This is a genomic window from Legionella pelazae (genome assembly GCF_052527395.1).
In genome coordinates this window covers 1-16,736 of the sequence record NZ_JBNVZS010000005.1, presented here as the reverse complement: position 1 = coordinate 16,736, position 16,736 = coordinate 1, and the positions used below count along the sequence as shown (strand labels likewise).

Here is a 16,736-nt window from a genome sequence, read left to right as displayed (position 1 = left end):
TCTATTTTTATTTAAAATTAAGAGAATATTATGCAAAATCTTTATCCTGCTATTAAACCTTATGCTTACTATGAATTACCCGTAAGCGCACTGCATATACTCTATGTTGAGGAAGTAGGTAATCCTGATGGAATTCCTATAATAGTCTTGCATCCTGGCCCTGGCGCTGGCGGTGATTCTACCCTACGCCGCTTTTTTGACCCTGAACTTTATCGAATTATAATTTTTGATCAACGAGGCTGTGGCCGGTCAGTACCCCATGCTACTATTGAAAATAATACTACTGAGCAGTTAATTACAGATATTGAAACGATACGCAAATTTCTGCGTTTAGAACATATCATACTATTTGGTATCGGCTGGGGCAGCTTGCTGGCACTTTTATATACTCAAAAGTATTCCTCGCAAGTGAGTCGTTTATTATTGCAATGTGTTTTTCTAGGGAGGCAACAGGAAATCAACTGGCTCTATAGCACGGGGGCTAATAATATTTATCCAGATTACTGGAAAGACTTTACTGAATTGGTCATGTCAAATGAGCACGAAAAGATTATTCAATATTATACCCGTTGCTTACAAGGAGATAATGAAGTAGCACGAATGGCTGCAGCTAAGAATTGGGCTCTCTGGCAGGCTCGCTGTAGTTGTTTACATGTTCACACCAGTATCATTGAAGGCTATACAGAACCTCATTTTGCTCTTGCATTGGCAACGCTACAAACCTATTACTTAAAGAATCGTTATTTTATTGAAGAAAATCAAATCTTAAAACACATTGATAAAATAAAGCATATTCCTACTTACCTTATTCATGGACGTTATGATATGGTATGCCCTTTAGTTAATGCTTGCGTATTACGTCAAGTCATGCCCTTATCGGAATTAATTATTGTTAGGGAAGCAGGCCACTCTTATTATGAGCCTGGAATCATTGATGCTGTAATTACGGCTGCCAAGCATATTGCTTATAAGAATAATGACGTATGTTAATTGTTATACAACGTGTCAAACACGCCCAAGTTGATGTCAATCAAACAACCATCGCTAAAATAGACCATGGCTTATTAATTTTGTGTGGTTTTGCTCCTTCTGACTCAACAGAAACGCTTCATGCTATGTTAACTAAATGTTTAAAGTACCGTATATTTGATGATGCCGAGGGTAAAATGAATTTAAATATTTCACAAGTACAAGGCGGTTTATTATTGGTACCACAATTTACTTTACTAGCAGAAACTAATTCAGGTCTGCGTCCAAGTTTCTCTAAGGCTGCCTCACCATCCCAGGGTAAGGAATTATTTAAACAATTAACTACATTAGCAACAGAGATGTATAACCCAGTCGCTTTTGGTGAATTTGGTGCCAATATGCAAGTTCATTTATGTAATGATGGCCCTGTTACTTTCATCATGGAATTCTGATATAGCCTTGTTTAAAGCTTAGTGGGCAAGGCTATACCTACTTCAGTTTAGCAGATTAATTCTTACAGTTTGCAAGTCTATCAAAGTGGTGTAACATCAAAATTAATTCTTAAAAAAGAAAAATTATCATGCGCTTAAATGTAAAGCTAACAGCTGTACTAAGCTCTTTAATTTTGTGTGGTTGTATTCATACAGGGACTAATCCAGATGATCCTTATGAATCATTGAATCGGAAAGTTCATCATTTTAATATGGCTTTTGATGCAACAATAGTAAAACCACCTGCTAAATTTTACAAAGCTGTTGTCCCTGGACCAGTTCGAGCAAGCGTTAATAATTTTTACAGTAATGTTAATATGATACCTACTGTTGCCAATGATCTCTTACAAGCTGATTTCAGCTATGCACTTAAAGATACATGGCGCTTTTTTATTAACTCCACTTTAGGTATTGGCGGCTTATTTGATGTTGCTAACAATTTCGGTCTCCCTCCTCATAGCAATGATTTAGGTCTTACACTGGCTAAATGGGGTCATAAAAAATCAGCTTATTTAGTGATTCCATTTTTAGGCCCAAGTACTATTCGTGATGGTGCAGGCATGCTAGGAGACTATTTTTTAACGCCTTATCCTTATATAACCTTTGATAACCATATCATCCTTTATAGTTTATTAGGTTTACGCTATATCGATTTACGTGCACAGTATTTAGATAATGAACGCGTACTTGAAGAAGCGCTTGATCAATACACCTTCTTAAGAGACGCTTACCTGCAAAATCGTAATTACCGCATTACAGGTGAGCTCGCCACTAATGATTCTGATACCGATGAGTTATATGTTGATGGTGATGATGAGGAGGCTGAAGAGGCAGGCGCTGATTATGTTGACGAAGAAGATCAAGAAGCAGGGGCTGATTATGTCGATGACGAAGGCTCAGAGACAGTCATCGTCAAAGATAAAAAAATTGATGAAGTATCTAGCGATTTAGCTAACCGAGCAGCAGCTAAATCAGCTAGAAATACCATTGACATTCCTGCTCATCAATCAATTGAGCAAGCAACTAATTTCAGTGATAAAGCAAACACACTTAAAGAATCATCAAGCTAATAAATTTTTAGCTGAGATTTAAAAAATTTAATAATGAAATAAGTTATATGAAGGATGTTGGCCCTATTCTTTTTTAGTCAGCTTACGTTAAAATAAATCATTTAAAACTGCTATGTTTTGCTAATATATTTTAAATTTAAGAAGTAATTTAATGCTACATATTGCTCTATATCAACCCGAGATTCCGCCTAATACTGGTAATATTATTCGTCTATGTGCCAATAGTGGCGCTAAGCTTCATTTAATTCATCCGTTAGGTTTTGCGCTTGATGATAAACGTATGCGACGTGCTGGTCTTGATTATCATGAGTGGGCCAATATCATTCATTATGCCAGTGAAGAGATTTTCATAGAGCAAAATAAGCAGCGACGAATTTTTGCTTGCTCTACAAAAGGCAGTCAAAATTATCATACGATAACTTACCAGGATGATGATCTTTTATTATTTGGGCCAGAAACACGAGGCTTACCTAATACAATGCTTAAACGCTACTTAGCAATTCGTATTCCTATGCGGGAAAATAGCCGCAGCTTAAATCTATCTAATGCAGTCGCCATTATTTTGTTTGAAGCATGGCGGCAACTAGGCTTTACTTAAGACGAGTGTTGCTAAACATTTTAAAAAATCACCTGTAATATCTATACCCGTTTCAGCCATTATTTCTTTAGCGCAAGTAGGACTGGTAACGTTAATTTCTGTCAGATAATCACCAATAACATCAATACCAACAAAATAAAGCCCCATTCTTTGTAACGCTGGGGCAAGTTGTTGACATATAAAACGATCACGCTCAGTAAGGGGAACAACTTTTCCCTGTCCACCAGCAGCCAAATTGCCACGCAACTCACCTTTGCTTGGTATCCGTGCCAAAGCATAGGAAACTGGCTCACCATTGATAATAATAATTCTTTTATCGCCTGATGTTTTTATCTCAGGGATATACTGCTGAGCCATAATACTTAGCGTTTGCTGACGAGTTAATACTTCCAAAATAACTGATAAGTTGTCACCTTTCTCATCAACATGAAAAATAGCTTGCCCGCCCATTCCTTCAAGTGGTTTATAAATAACATTCTGATGCTTTTGCCAAAATTCACGTAAATTTTGTATGTTTTTAGATACTAATGTGGGTGAGCAGCAGAGAGGAAAATTGAGCGTAAAAAATTTTTCATTAGCATCACGCAAACTTTGAGGTTTATTAGCAACTAAAACACCTGCATGCTCAGCCAATTCTAATGCATAAGTACTATAAATATATTCTAAATCAAATGGGGGGTCTTTACGCATTAGAATAATATCAAAATCACTTAAAGGACGCTCTCCTAAGGCTGTTGTCGCAGCCCAATGCTTTTTACTCTCATCTATAATAGATATACTGTTTACCTGCGCATAGGCCTGCCCTTCACGACAGTTAATATCTATAGGAGTAAAATAAGCGCAAGTCCAACCTAACTGCTCTGCGCTCTTTAGCATAGCTATAGTTGTATCCTTATAAGGCTTTATTAAATGCAGTGGATCCATTAACACTGCTAATTTCATCACTCACCTCCAATAGCAGCAATTTCTCGTGCAGCAGCAAGCGCCGCTAATCGAGCAATGACACCATACGCATAAAAACGATTAGGACAATCAACAGGCGCACGATCATAGCGAGGCATATTACAGGGTTGTTTAAATGCTAAAGGTTCAAAATGCATGCCTGGCGCATTTAAATTTTCATCTGTTCCTCGACCCTGATGCACCCGATAAAATCCCCCAACAACAAATTGGCCAATCATATAGACAACAGGTTCAGCGACAGAGCCATTTGGCATAGTCTCAAAGGAATAAATTCCTTCTTGAATAATCACTCTACGGACTTTCTGACTTCCCTTACTTGCTGCCATACGCGTCCGCTGTTTACGGTTTAATTGACGTAATTCTTCAGCATTATGAATCATCATAACACTCATACCATAAGTACCATTATCCGCTTTAATTGCTAAGAAAGGTTGCTCTTTAATGCCATAAAATTCATATTTCTTTTTAACTAACGAGAATAATTTATCCGCTTCATTAGCTAATTCATTGAGTCCTTCCTGCGCCATAAAATCAATATTATCAACTGCTTTAAAGTAAGGATTAATTAACCACTGATCTAGATGTACTAATTCTGCAAACTCGTTAGCAACCTGATCAAAAAAACAAAAATGAGTAGACTTTAAGCGACTAAACCATCCTAGCTGAGCTGTTGGTCGAATTCGTTGTTGTATATCTTTTAAGATAAGCGGTATTCCAGTTGATAAATCATTATTAAGTACAATAATACACGGATCAAAATCCTCCAATTTTATCTTATTACCATCACGAATTAATGGCTCAATTAATAAAAACTCTCCGTTCTCTGTAGCCATTTTTTGTGGTGTTATTATTTCCGGATTAAGACTACCAATACGAACAATAAAACCTGCTTTAACTAAAATATCTCTTAATACATTTAAACTTTGTAAGTAAAATTGATTACGAGTGTGGCTTTCAGGCAATAAAAGAATCCGCTTACAGTTAGGCAAATAATCAAATAAAACAGACTGCATAGCTTGCACACAAAGTGGCAAAAAATCTGGGTTAAGGTTATTAAAACCCGCTGGAAATAAGTTAGTATCTACTGGTGCTAATTTAAAACCAGCATGTCGCAAATCAACTGAGGATGTGAGAGGCGGCGGTGTTTCTTGCCATTTTTGTCTAAACCAGGACTCTATTGTTGCTACATGATTTAAAATAACTTCCTCTATGTGATAAAGAGGACCAAAATTTACTGTCGTTAAATGTGGTACTGGAATAGTATCAGAAAGCATGATTCTCTCACTTGTCATTGAGATAGAACAATTGGTTAACAAGAGCTCGTGTTATTAAAAGGCTATAGGATAACGATGAAAAGTATATTAGAAAAGAGTAAGGAGATTAAATCATTATTAATAAACGATTTTCTATCATCATCTATTTGCCTTTATAAATTAAGCGCAATCCGAAATTTATATTTATATAATAAATAATTTACCTTATTGGGCAAATATAGTAAAATCTGAATTAGTTTAAAGCGCTTTAGATCTTTAAACCAAATTGGTCAGATTAGTAGTGCTTAATGCACATATATCTGAGTTTTTACCTCACCGAGGTGTTACTATGGTCAATTTTAATACATTATATACTCCAGGAAGCACAGAGTTAAATTTATCTGAAAAGGGAGTAATTGCCGATGATATACCAGACCTGATTACCTTTCTTAAAAACCACCCTCATATTAGTAGTTTAAATTTAAGCCGTAACAATTTAGGTCCTTTGGGCGCAAAGAGCCTAACCAGAGCGTTAAGAGACGAGGGAATTAAAGTTACTACTTTAAATTTAAGTCATAATAATCTGGGTGAAGCAGGAATCGAAGCCTTTGCTATACAAAATTATACAATCACTGATGTTGATTTAAGCTATAATCAGGGCAGCCCGAAATCTTTAAAACTTTTTGCTAAATATGATAATACAGCAATCACCCTTAATTTTAGTTTTAATAATGTTAGTGACGCGGGCTTGATTGCATTTAGTGAACTTAACAATAAGGTACGGTATTTAACTGTAAACTACAACAATATTAGTACTGCTGGTGTAATAGAATTTTGTAAACACAACAAGACAGTAATTGAAATCACGCTACAGGGTAATACTATTGATGATAATGGCGCTAAAGCCCTTGCTGCTAACAGCACTATTAAATTTGCTAACTTAAATAGTAACCGCAATATAACTCAACTTGGTAAACGAGCATTGCATGAAACTAATTTAGAAAAAAAAGCAAATTTTGGTAAAGAGCTAGGTATAGTGGAAAAGCAAGCCAAGACTAGTTCTCTACTTAAGTTATCTGCTAATAGTGTAGATAAGTTTTTTAGAAGAAACAGCCAAGATCCTAATGCATTAATAGAGGATTATGATTTGCCAGATGAGATTAGTAATGAGTTTAAAGTTTAAAGCTAAAGTACTTACTTGTTGGTTTAATTTAAATTAAAAAGTAGTACGCAATTTTTAAGCTCTACAAATTTAAGTCGGAGCTTTGCTTCTTTTACTACAACTACTTATACTCCAAGTTTATTATTTATTTATTTATTTATTAAAGGTTAAATGAGTAATCAACTAAATGCGCTACAGATAGGCAAAGCGCTATCACTGTTAATTCTTTTAGGTTTTATTTGGGGTTCAGGTTACAGCTTAGCGCGATATGCCATGTTAAATCAGGTTTCGCCTCTTGGTTATGCATTTTGGCAATCTGCAGGGCCTGCCTTTTTGCTGACTTTACTGTGCCTTTTTAAGAAAAGAAAAGCGCTTTTTCAATTTGCTTATTGGCCTTATTATTATGCGTGTGGCTTATTAGGTATTGCTATTCCTAATACTAATATATATTTTATCGCTCCTCATATTCAGGCAGGTTTATTAGCAGTATTAGTTAATATTGTGCCTCTACTTGTCTATCCCTTAGCTTTAATTTTTAGACAAGAACAATTTGATCTAGGGCGCATTACTGCTGTTCTTCTGGGCGTATTTGGCATTTTACTTATCCTATCACCGACAAACGCAGGACTTACAACACATTGGGTAGGCATTGCCTTAATAAGCCCCTTAGCCTTTGCCATATGTTCGATTTTTATAAGTATTTACCAGCCAAAATCTGTTGATGCACTTTCTGCGGCCTGTGGTATGTTACTTACGGCATCTTTCATGCTTATACCGATAATCTGTAAACAACATGTCTTTTATTCCCTGATGCCCCCACTAACGTTGCCTAAACAAGCTGTTTTACTGGAGATCATATTATCAACGTTAGGCTATATTCTTTTCTTTAAGCTAATAAATCTTGCCGGCCCTGTATTTTATAGTTTAACCGGCTGCGCTGTTGCTTTAACTGGTCTATTTTGGGGATTTATTATTTTTCATGAGGTTCCTAATCAATCTCAAACGATAGCGATTGGCTGCATAATTATTGCTATTATCTTATTATCATGGCGTCAATCACGACAAGCAAACTACTTAGGCAAGGAACCTTGTTACTCTTAATAAATTTAAATTGGATGAAGAAAATGTTAAATGAATTAGCACAGCAATTTAGTAATCAAATTACAAATTTTAATTATCTTTTATTACTTATTAATGCTCTATTACATGTCCTATTTGCTGGTGCAGTAGCCCGAGATGCGGGTAGCTTAAATAAAACAGGGCAAAAGCTAGCTTTAGTTTCAGCTCCAAGTTGGGCTTTTGCTACTTTAATTGGCGGTGTAGTTACTGCTGCTATTTACTGGTTTATTCATCACTCAACGCTGACTCGGCCTTCATTAAGAGAGTTTTTATGACCAATCAACCTATACAAACTATTGATGTTCATGAATTGAAACGTCTACTTGATCATGACGCAAATCTATGCCTTATTGATGTTAGAACACCTGAGGAATGGCAAGAGATGCATATTCCTCATGCCATTCATTTGCCTAAAGATGAGCTTATTAATAGTATTGCAACGAGAGTACCTGATCTAGATCAACCTATTTATCTACACTGCAAAGCGGGCGTACGTTCTTTATATGCTGCTCAAAAATTGCAAGAGATGGGCTATAAGCACGTTTATTCGGTCAATGGCGGTATTATCGAATGGATGCAATACAATTATCCCATTATTCGATAGATAGGTTAATAAATACATACTAAACACTACCCAAGGGTAGTGTTTACCAATTAATTTATATTTTTGCAGTTACATTAGACTCATTATGTTGCTCATTTTTTTTCTGTGGCAAGCTAGTAGTAGGCGGATTTTCTGGTACTACTGTTGTACTAAACATTCTACCAAAATAGCCCTTTGAATGTTGCTCTACTTTAGCCTTTTCTTTAGCTTGTTGAGCTTTCTGATCAATTCTAGCTTCAGTATTTTTCTGCGCATTTGCATGGGCTTCTAGCGAAGTTCCATAATTAAGAGCAAGGACTGTGTTAAACAGTTCATGTAAATCAAAGTCTTTAATGCTTGAGAATGGTGTTACTTCACGACCAAGATTTAGAGAAGCATCCTCATAAATATAGGGCATTAGAAGCTTATGCGCATAACCAACCATTGATAGCTTACTCGCGTCATCTAATACATTCACTTCAGTATCTTTTTCATTTTCAGGCATAAGACCAACTACACGTCGCAACCCATTATATAAGTTACTAGCACTTGGATCACGCAAAGTATATGTTTTAGAAATTTGATCTAAGATAGCAAACGCTATACCAGTGAAGCATTTTGCTCTTTTATTATCATCTAATCTTTCTTTAGAGAATCCTAAAGTTTGCAAATCAGCAAGTTCATCAAGTAATTTCCATAAAAACTCAACTTGCGTATTACGAGGCTTATCTAACTTTTTTATCGCTTTAAATAAGTCTGCGTCTGGCTTTTCTAATTTTTGATTATAGTCCTGGTCAATAAGTTTATGATATTTTAATAAATGGATAGTTTCATCAAACAATATCCTTTTTATCTCTGATAGAGGCTTTACATGGAAACTCATTTCCTTTTCTCCTTAAACTCCATAAAAAGATCACGTGAGCTATCTCACCCAACCAGTGTAAACTAATTAAAAGATTTCGTCATGCATTTTGTTTATACTATCTTATCAAATTGTAACCTAATGATTTTATGGTAAATATTTTTTCTAGATGGCTAATTTTGATATTTAATTAAACAAATTGGTTATTAAATTAATTTAATTATGCATTAACTATTTACCTTAGAGATAATCTCCCTTAGCATGTTCATGAATAACTTAATTTTGGATAAAATAGCATTGTTTAAATCAAAATAATCATAGATTGAACAAAACCTAACTATAGGAACTATTCATTAGGCAAGAGTCTATTTCCTAATTATAAAATTTGAGGTAATAATGAAGAGACTGTTTTTTTTCTTTTTAACTGTCTGCTTTAATACAGTTTTTGCACAAACGCCTCCTCCAAAACTTATTGTTCAAATTGTAATTGATCAATTACGAGGTGATTTACTTCATCAGTATCATACTGAATTTGGATCGCAAGGTTTTAATTATCTTTTAGAAAATAGCATTGACTTTAGTAACGCCCATCATCCGCACGCCAATACCATTACCTGCGTCGGACATGCCACTATTGCAACAGGCAGCTATCCTTCATTGCATGGCATTATTGCTAATGATTGGTTTGATCGACAAACAAGAAATGACATGTACTGCGTGCAGGATTTAACTACTTTTATTCTCCCCACGGCTAGAACAAGAGTAATACTAGCTGGGCGATCGCCACGTAATTTGCAAATGTCTACTATCAGCGATGAAATTGTCCTTGCGCAAAGAGGACGGGCTTTTGCTGTGTCCTTAAAAGATAGAGCAGCAATTACTCTTGCAGGACATATAGGTAAAGCATTTTGGTTTGATAAAGAAAACGGTGGTTTCGTTACAAGTAGCTATTATTATGCTGATTATCCCAATTGGGTAGAAGATTGGAATCGCAATTATAGAACGACTTACAAAGCTTGGGATTTAAGTAAAAAACGCAATTATTATCGCTTTGCAAATGCACCCCTTTTTAAAAATCGTTTTGCAGGTTTTGGACAAACTTTCCCCCATCACTTAGGCTCTGCCAATGATAGGCTGTACTATAAGTATTTATCAATGACACCTTATGCGGATGAATTAACTGCTGATTTCACTATAAAGCTTATTCAACGTGAAAAATTAGGACAAGCAGTTAATCAGACCGATTACATTGGTATTAGCTTTTCGGCCGCTGACGCCATTGGTCATCAGTTTGGCCCAAACAGCTTAGAATCAGAAGATAACATACTCCGTCTTGATCTTACTTTAGCTAAACTTTTAAAAGCAATTGATGAGCAAGTTGGTTTACGTAATACGCTCATTGTTCTTACAGCTGATCATGGCGTTACTGATTCTCCGGCCTATCTTGCATCTCATCATTTTGATCAAGTCTTACCCTTAAATAAAAATAATATACGCAATGTTATTCAAACCGTCTTAAAAGAGCGATTTAATTTACCAGCAGCAACCTTACAAGCCCTTGAGCCACCCTACTTATATTTAGATCATCAGATAATTAATAAACATCAGTTATCTATACACCAAATAAGTGTGACTCTTGCGGAGATCTTAAGACAACAACCTGGTATTTTTCAAGCTTATCCTCTACCCATAACGGGTATTGAAAAAAATTGGTTAAGTAAAAAAGTTGATAAAATGGCATCTCCAAATCGCGCTGGTGATGTTTATATTGTACCTCCTCCTTATCAATCTTTAGCAAATCATGCTGTACGTGTTAATCATGGAACTCCATGGCAATATGATACCTATGTACCTTTGTTATTTGCTAATCCATTTCTTAAAAAGCAACAAGTATCAAGGCCGGTTTTTACAACAGATATTGCACCCACATTGGCAGCTATTTTAAAAATAAAATTTCCATCAGGAACCGTAGGTAAGCCTTTACCAGAAATTACTCATACCTATGAAAATTAACCTTGAAATTTTAAGAAAAGCCTATACTTAATTATCAAACTAACAACTGATATACAATCATGAACAATGTTAGAACGTTTATCTTATTAGCAAGCTTAACGGCACTATTGCTAGTTATAGGTAATTTATTAGGTGGCAAAACTGGTCTTATAATTGCACTTATCTTTGCTTTTATTATGAATTTTGGCGCCTATTGGTATTCGGATCAAATTGTCCTTCGCATGTTTAATGCTCAACCCTTAGATGAGAGTCACCCAGTCTATAGAATCGTTGCAGCTCTGGCTCAAAAAGCAAATACGCCTATGCCTAAAGTCTATTATATTGATAATCCAACACCAAATGCCTTTGCAACAGGACGAAATCCTGAGCATGCAAGCATCGCTGTTACCTCTGGGCTATTAAGTAGGATGACGCATGAAGAAATAACCGGTGTTTTAGCACATGAAATGTCACACGTACTTAATCGTGATACGCTTATTAATGTAATCTCTGCCACCTTAGCAGGTGCTATCAGCAGTATTGCTAATATATTTATGTGGACTTCGATGTTTAGTCATGGGAATGAGGAGCGCCCTAATCCTATCGCAGCACTTGCTATGATGATACTCGCGCCAATTGCAGCAGGTTTAATTCAAATGGCTGTCTCTCGCTCACGGGAGTATGAAGCAGACGCCGCTGGAGCAAAACTCTGTGGCCAGCCACTTTGGTTAGCCAGCGCATTAGCAAAGTTAGAAATTTCTAACCAACAAGGCCAATTTATTGAAGCTGAACAGCATCCTAATGCTGCTCATATGTTTATTGTTAATCCTCTAAGTGGTCAGCGGATTGCTGAGTTATTTTCAACACATCCGGTGACTACTGAACGTATACGACGTCTACAGGAAATGGCACGCAGTGGTGTTTATAATTTTAATTAATTGGCAAGTTAATAATTTTTTAAACCATGAAAATAAGCACCTTCAATATTTTAATTAGATGAAGAATTAGGCACTTTTTAGTAAGCTACTGAGCTAGCTTTATAAACTTTAAATATAATCGATTACATTTGAAGCTTGCGTTGCAGTACTATTCTTAGCATAATCTGCGACTATCTTTATTGTATTGAGTTGAATATGGCACAGTTAGGTCATTTTATTATTAACCACTGGTTATTGTGGGCCCTTCTATTAGTAGTCCTTATTGCTATTTTTATTAATGAGCTAGCAGAACGAAAAAAGCAAGGACAAGAAGTCAGCCCACAAGCGGCGGTTAAACTTATCAATGAAAATGATGCTGTAGTCATTGACTTACGGGATGAAGAAAATTACCGTAAAGGCCATATTATTAATGCTGTTCGTGCAACACCTGAAAGTTTCAATGGCAAGCAAATGTCTAAATATAAAACAAAACCAATTATTTTAGTTTGTGCCCAAGGCTTAGAGTCGAAAACTCTAGCTGCTCAATTACGCCAGCAAGGTTTTACTCAACCTATGGTACTTTCTGGTGGCATTAACGCCTGGCAAAATGCAGATTTACCGCTAGTAAAAGGAAAATAAAATGGCAAATGTAGTCATGTATAGCACTTCATACTGTCCTTACTGTATGCGTGCTAAGCAACTTCTTGATAGTAAGGGGGTTTCTTATCAAGAAATTCGTGTTGATGAAGAGCCTGAAAAAAGAGAAGAAATGATGGCTAAGAGTGGAAGGCGAACTGTTCCCCAAATTTTCATTAACAATCAATCCATAGGTGGCTGTGATGATTTATATGCTCTTGAGAGCCAAGGCCGATTAGATCAACTTTTAAAAGATTAGGAAATATTATGAATGACCAAGTAAGATCACCTGAACAAAATGCTGAAGCGCAATTTATGATCCAGCGAGTTTATATTAAAGATTCATCCTTTGAGGCACCAGGCACACCTGGCGTGTTTCAACAAAAATGGGAGCCAGAGCTCACACTTGATATAAACACTGCACATAACAAATTAGAGAAAGATGTCTATGAAGTAGTATTAACTTTAACAGCTACTGTTAAAAACCAAAATGCTACTGCTTTTTTAGCAGAGGTTAAACAAGCGGGCATCTTTACTATTCAAGGCGCGGTTGGCCCTCAATTGGACCATCTACTTGGAAGCTTCTGTCCTAATATTCTTTTTCCATATGCACGTGAAGCCATTACTTCTGAAGTCATTCGGGGTAGCTTCCCGCAGTTAGTCTTAGCACCGATTAACTTTGATGCTCTTTATGCGCAACAATTAGAACAGAAGCGCAGCCAAGAAACAACATCGGCTCACTAAGCCTTCATTTAAAAATGAAGAAAAGTACGATTGCCATTTTGGGAGCAGGCTCCTGGGGAACTGCAGTAGCAATTCACTTAGCTCATTATGGCAATCCAGTCATGTTATGGGGGCATACTCCAGAGCATGTAGAAGAAATGCAACAATTAAGGCAGAATAAACGTTATCTGCCTAGTATTTCTTTTCCTGATTTAATTTCACCTACAGCCAGTTTAACCACCTGTTTAAAAGAAGCATCGTTTGTTATTGCCGCTGTCCCTTCTCATGCTTTTTCTGAGCTTTTAAGTCGGCTAGATAAGCCTGTTAATGGTTTTGCCTGGTTAACTAAAGGCTTAGATCCCACTACTAATTATTTACTTAGTGATTTAGTGGCTAAGCGATGGGGCAAATCGTATCCTATTGGCGTTATTTCAGGTCCTTCTTTTGCAAAAGAAGTTGCTCATTTCCTTCCTACAGCAGTTACCTTAGCAGGTAATAATCTAGATTTTCAAAAGAAATTACTAAATTTACTCCACCAACAAAATTTACGAGTTTATCTTAGTACAGATGTAATTGGTGTAGAGCTTTGCGGCGCTGTTAAAAATGTTTTAGCTATCGCCTGTGGCATTAGTGATGGCTTAGGATTTGGTGCGAATGCAAAAGCAGCACTCATTACGCGTGGCCTTGCTGAAATGGGCCGGTTAGGGAAGCGTTTAGGAGCTCGTGAAGAAACATTTCTTGGTTTAGCAGGCGTGGGCGACTTAGTTTTAACCTGCACTGATAACCAATCACGCAATCGCCGTTTTGGTCTACAGCTTGGCCAGAATGTAAGTGTAGAAGAAGCCGAGAAAGCAATAGGCCAAGTTGTTGAAGGAAAGTATAACGCTACCCAAGTATGTACGCTTGCGCGACAGTTACAAGTTGAAATGCCAATTTGCATTCAAGTTGAATCTTTACTTAAAAATGAAGTAACGCCCTTACAAGCCGTAAATAATTTGATGAATCGCTCTGCACGCAGTGAGTAATGCTCTTATAGCTACAAAAGGACAGTAAAAATTCCTCTTAACTTCAATTGGCTACTTTCCTTTCCCTGTAGGCTCAATTTCTCATTGGTTATATATGACAACAAGAGCAGGTAAATTAGTCTTTATATAGAGCTACTTCCCGCCCCTCCTTGCTCTGCAAGTCGATAACCATTATTTTCCTTATATATTGCAGATTTATCTCTAAAGTTATCCAGCCAAGGTGAATCTTCAATTTGTAGTAATTCATCTAAGAGAAGAGTCGCTAAGCTATCTGGACCAAATTTTGTATCTGGGTCGTTTAGAAACTCATTAATTATAACTTGCGGATCAAGTATAGAATCTAAACTTTTATCTAAATACGATTCTAGTAACTTTGCTCTTTCGACTTTTGAGTTAACTTGAAATAAAGTCCAAATTTTACTTTCCCGCTCTCTTTGTTTTTCATAAAAATTGTGAATACCATTTTTAGCAGCTGCAACAATAATCTTCTTTTGCTCACTACTCGTTGGCTCTTTAGGTAATAACGTTTCTAAGGTATTCTGTGCAGCTACAGAATCTGCGAGCTCTAAGCGCTTATTCTTACTAAAATAGACTATGACACTTAACAGCATAATTAATTCTCTACGTGAGCCTACCTTAAGTAGATTATTATACCTTAGATCAATACAGTGGACATTTTTTGGTATAGTTTCAAGAATTCCTACTAATTTTTTAGGTTGTGAGCCAAGCAGTTTTCTTAAGTGATTGTAACTTAAATCTATCGAAGTTACATGAGGAGGAATGTTGCCCAGTATTCTAGTAATCTGACGTACGCTAAAATCATATCTAAAAAATAGATGACTTAAGTCTAATGAAGTCACATGAGCAGGAATACTTTTAAATAATTTGATAACTTGATCTTCAGTAAGCCCCCTGTATTTAGACTCAGCAAGAAGATGGCCTAAATCTAAAGAACTCTTATCACTTGGCATGCTTCTAATAAGCTGCTCTATTTTCTTAAACTTATTGTCATCTCTGTAGCTAGCCATCTTATCGTTCCTCTTTAGGGAAATTACTACATAGCACTTATCAATCAAGCTACCCTAATAGTACTTCATAAAATTCCGTAAGTCCTTTATTTTAAGATTAGGCTTTAACTTAACAAAAAGTAATTAAAAAGTTAAAAATTCTTGCAATTTTTATTAAAATGTAATTATTTTTTGAAATATTTGTCAAGAAAGCTAAAGTAACCTGCATTTCTTAGCTAATAAGACTAATTGACCTTTCTACAAAAGATCCACCTCAATCAAGTTTACCAATCCTATTCCTTATTTTGTTAATTACAGAGGGGGCGTAAGATAATAATACTATTTTATTTAAGCTAAACACCCCCACAAATTTACTAAGTTTAAGGCATGCTCATATTTTCTGAACTTGATTCTTCTTCTGAAAATGCTTTTTGTAGTGAAGCCAAATGTTCCTTAGGCCAATTTAATACTCCAATATCTAAAAATTCTTTATCAGTAAGTACCGCTTTCACTTGATTAGAATCATCAGTTTTTACGGATGTTTGCTCCAAATCTAGGTTATAATCACTATCCATATTGCTATTTTCTGCTGTTGATGATTGGTTACTAGAAGCCCATATCGAAAAAGGATTTGATGACACTGGAACAATCTCTCTAGGGACATCCACTTGCCCCCTATTTTCTGTACTTGAACTATTTTGATGGGATGGCATTGCGACCGTTAACACATTTTCCAGGCAGCGTTGACTCACAATATAATCAACTACCTTATTCTGAGTTAACAAACCTTTTAAAACAATTAAACGAGGAATATCTAATTTGTCATTTAATACAAATCTAACGACAGTCTCTGATGCTCTTGGGTAGTTTATAAGTAATCTTTGGACTGAGGGATTCGTAACTAAATCTACAAACGTCTGTAAGTAAGCTAGACCTTTTCTACTTGCTATAGCGATTATACTCTGACCACTAATCTTTACAGCTTTTAGATATTGCATATTAGCTTCTGACTGGTTAGATTTGTCCGTAGGAACTGATGATAAAAGTTTAAGGATTGCCATTGCCTCGGGCACATCAAAATCAACAATGATTTTCGTAATCTCTTCTTGAAGTAAGCCAATAAACGTTAAAAAACCCATGCTTTTCATAAGGTTATGAGGAGGAAAAAAAGAGGTTTTTAATCCTCGACTATTCAGTTCGGTCCCTTGTAGCAAAGTAACATACAATTGACGTTTTTGTGGATTATGAAGTAAAGGTTGTAGTTCGCTCAAATCTTTCATAAATAGTAGCCTATACTAATTAACAAAACTTTATTGTACAATTTTTGATCTTTAAAGTCAATATATATACTTAATGGGCGTTTTTT

At 35.9% G+C, this 16,736-nt stretch carries 18 protein-coding genes and 1 pseudogene; 14 read left to right on the top strand and 5 right to left on the bottom strand.

Going from position 1 to position 16,736, the window contains the following annotated elements; all coding sequences use genetic code 11:
- The first annotated feature begins 30 nt into the window (after positions 1–30).
- The 4 genes and pseudogenes from pip to trmL all read left to right on the top strand — a co-directional run bounded on the left by pip (position 31) and on the right by trmL (position 3,128).
- Complete coding sequence (gene pip, locus ACQUW5_RS07020) at positions 31–990, top strand: prolyl aminopeptidase (RefSeq protein WP_444990517.1); 960 nt, start codon at positions 31–33, stop codon at positions 988–990.
- On the top strand, positions 984–1,421 hold the full coding sequence (gene dtd, locus ACQUW5_RS07015) for a D-aminoacyl-tRNA deacylase (protein WP_444990516.1): 438 nt from the start codon (positions 984–986) through the stop codon (positions 1,419–1,421). The genes pip and dtd overlap by 7 nt, the downstream gene beginning before the upstream one ends.
- A 128-nt stretch (positions 1,422–1,549) precedes the next feature.
- Positions 1,550–2,320, top strand: a pseudogene (locus ACQUW5_RS07010) (MlaA family lipoprotein); the annotation flags it as partial.
- Positions 2,321–2,681: 361 nt separating this feature from the next.
- Positions 2,682–3,128: a tRNA (uridine(34)/cytosine(34)/5-carboxymethylaminomethyluridine(34)-2'-O)-methyltransferase TrmL gene (gene trmL, locus ACQUW5_RS07005; RefSeq protein WP_444990515.1), complete on the top strand. Its 447-nt coding sequence runs from the start codon at positions 2,682–2,684 to the stop codon at positions 3,126–3,128.
- Here the strand turns inward: trmL and gshB are convergent.
- Both gshB and gshA read right to left on the bottom strand, forming a co-directional pair.
- The gene (gene gshB / locus ACQUW5_RS07000) at positions 3,114–4,070 is read right to left on the bottom strand and encodes a glutathione synthase (RefSeq protein ID WP_444990514.1); all 957 of its coding nucleotides are present in this window, start codon (positions 4,068–4,070) and stop codon (positions 3,114–3,116) included. The two genes, trmL and gshB, sit on opposite strands and share 15 nt — an antisense overlap.
- Positions 4,070–5,365, bottom strand: coding sequence for a glutamate--cysteine ligase (gene gshA, locus ACQUW5_RS06995; RefSeq protein ID WP_444990513.1), 1,296 nt, complete (start codon positions 5,363–5,365; stop codon positions 4,070–4,072). Before gshA ends, gshB begins: the two co-directional genes overlap by 1 nt.
- A 328-nt stretch (positions 5,366–5,693) precedes the next feature.
- On the opposite strand from gshA, the gene ACQUW5_RS06990 reads away from it, so the two are divergent.
- The 4 genes from ACQUW5_RS06990 to ACQUW5_RS06975 all read left to right on the top strand — a co-directional run bounded on the left by ACQUW5_RS06990 (position 5,694) and on the right by ACQUW5_RS06975 (position 8,229).
- On the top strand, positions 5,694–6,527 hold the full coding sequence (locus ACQUW5_RS06990; RefSeq protein WP_444990512.1) for a leucine-rich repeat domain-containing protein: 834 nt from the start codon (positions 5,694–5,696) through the stop codon (positions 6,525–6,527).
- A 150-nt stretch (positions 6,528–6,677) separates the two neighbouring features.
- Positions 6,678–7,607, top strand: a complete 930-nt coding sequence (locus ACQUW5_RS06985) for a DMT family transporter (RefSeq protein WP_444990511.1) — start codon at positions 6,678–6,680, stop codon at positions 7,605–7,607.
- 23 nt (positions 7,608–7,630) lie between these two features.
- Positions 7,631–7,900: a hypothetical protein gene (locus ACQUW5_RS06980; RefSeq protein ID WP_444990510.1), complete on the top strand. Its 270-nt coding sequence runs from the start codon at positions 7,631–7,633 to the stop codon at positions 7,898–7,900.
- The gene (locus ACQUW5_RS06975) at positions 7,897–8,229 is read left to right on the top strand and encodes a rhodanese-like domain-containing protein (RefSeq protein WP_444990509.1); all 333 of its coding nucleotides are present in this window, start codon (positions 7,897–7,899) and stop codon (positions 8,227–8,229) included. Before ACQUW5_RS06980 ends, ACQUW5_RS06975 begins: the two co-directional genes overlap by 4 nt.
- A 55-nt stretch (positions 8,230–8,284) precedes the next feature.
- Here ACQUW5_RS06975 and ACQUW5_RS06970 read toward each other — a convergent pair whose 3' ends face one another.
- Positions 8,285–9,091 carry a hypothetical protein gene (locus ACQUW5_RS06970; protein ID WP_444990508.1) on the bottom strand — a complete coding sequence of 269 codons (807 nt, stop codon included), beginning with the start codon at positions 9,089–9,091 and terminating at the stop codon, positions 8,285–8,287.
- A 375-nt stretch (positions 9,092–9,466) separates the two neighbouring features.
- Between ACQUW5_RS06970 and ACQUW5_RS06965 the strand changes: the two genes are divergently transcribed.
- From ACQUW5_RS06965 to ACQUW5_RS06940, 6 genes are all read left to right on the top strand, one after another.
- On the top strand, positions 9,467–11,083 hold the full coding sequence (locus ACQUW5_RS06965; RefSeq protein ID WP_444990507.1) for an alkaline phosphatase family protein: 1,617 nt from the start codon (positions 9,467–9,469) through the stop codon (positions 11,081–11,083).
- A 56-nt stretch (positions 11,084–11,139) separates the two neighbouring features.
- Positions 11,140–12,000: a zinc metalloprotease HtpX gene (gene htpX / locus ACQUW5_RS06960; RefSeq protein ID WP_444990666.1), complete on the top strand. Its 861-nt coding sequence runs from the start codon at positions 11,140–11,142 to the stop codon at positions 11,998–12,000.
- A gap of 195 nt (positions 12,001–12,195) precedes the next feature.
- Entirely contained in the window at positions 12,196–12,618 is a 423-nt protein-coding gene (locus ACQUW5_RS06955) for a rhodanese-like domain-containing protein (protein WP_444990506.1), read from the top strand.
- A 1-nt stretch (position 12,619) separates the two neighbouring features.
- Entirely contained in the window at positions 12,620–12,874 is a 255-nt protein-coding gene (grxC, locus tag ACQUW5_RS06950) for a glutaredoxin 3 (protein WP_444990505.1), read from the top strand.
- 8 nt (positions 12,875–12,882) lie between these two features.
- Positions 12,883–13,359, top strand: coding sequence for a protein-export chaperone SecB (gene secB / locus ACQUW5_RS06945; protein ID WP_444990504.1), 477 nt, complete (start codon positions 12,883–12,885; stop codon positions 13,357–13,359).
- A gap of 14 nt (positions 13,360–13,373) precedes the next feature.
- Entirely contained in the window at positions 13,374–14,363 is a 990-nt protein-coding gene (locus ACQUW5_RS06940; protein ID WP_444990503.1) for an NAD(P)H-dependent glycerol-3-phosphate dehydrogenase, read from the top strand.
- Positions 14,364–14,485: 122 nt separating this feature from the next.
- On the opposite strand, the gene ACQUW5_RS06935 is transcribed toward ACQUW5_RS06940, so the two are convergent.
- Positions 14,486–15,391, bottom strand: a complete 906-nt coding sequence (locus tag ACQUW5_RS06935; RefSeq protein WP_444990502.1) for a hypothetical protein — start codon at positions 15,389–15,391, stop codon at positions 14,486–14,488.
- A gap of 359 nt (positions 15,392–15,750) precedes the next feature.
- Positions 15,751–16,650, bottom strand: a complete 900-nt coding sequence (locus tag ACQUW5_RS06930) for a hypothetical protein (RefSeq protein ID WP_444990501.1) — start codon at positions 16,648–16,650, stop codon at positions 15,751–15,753.
- Positions 16,651–16,736: the final 86 nt, after the last annotated feature.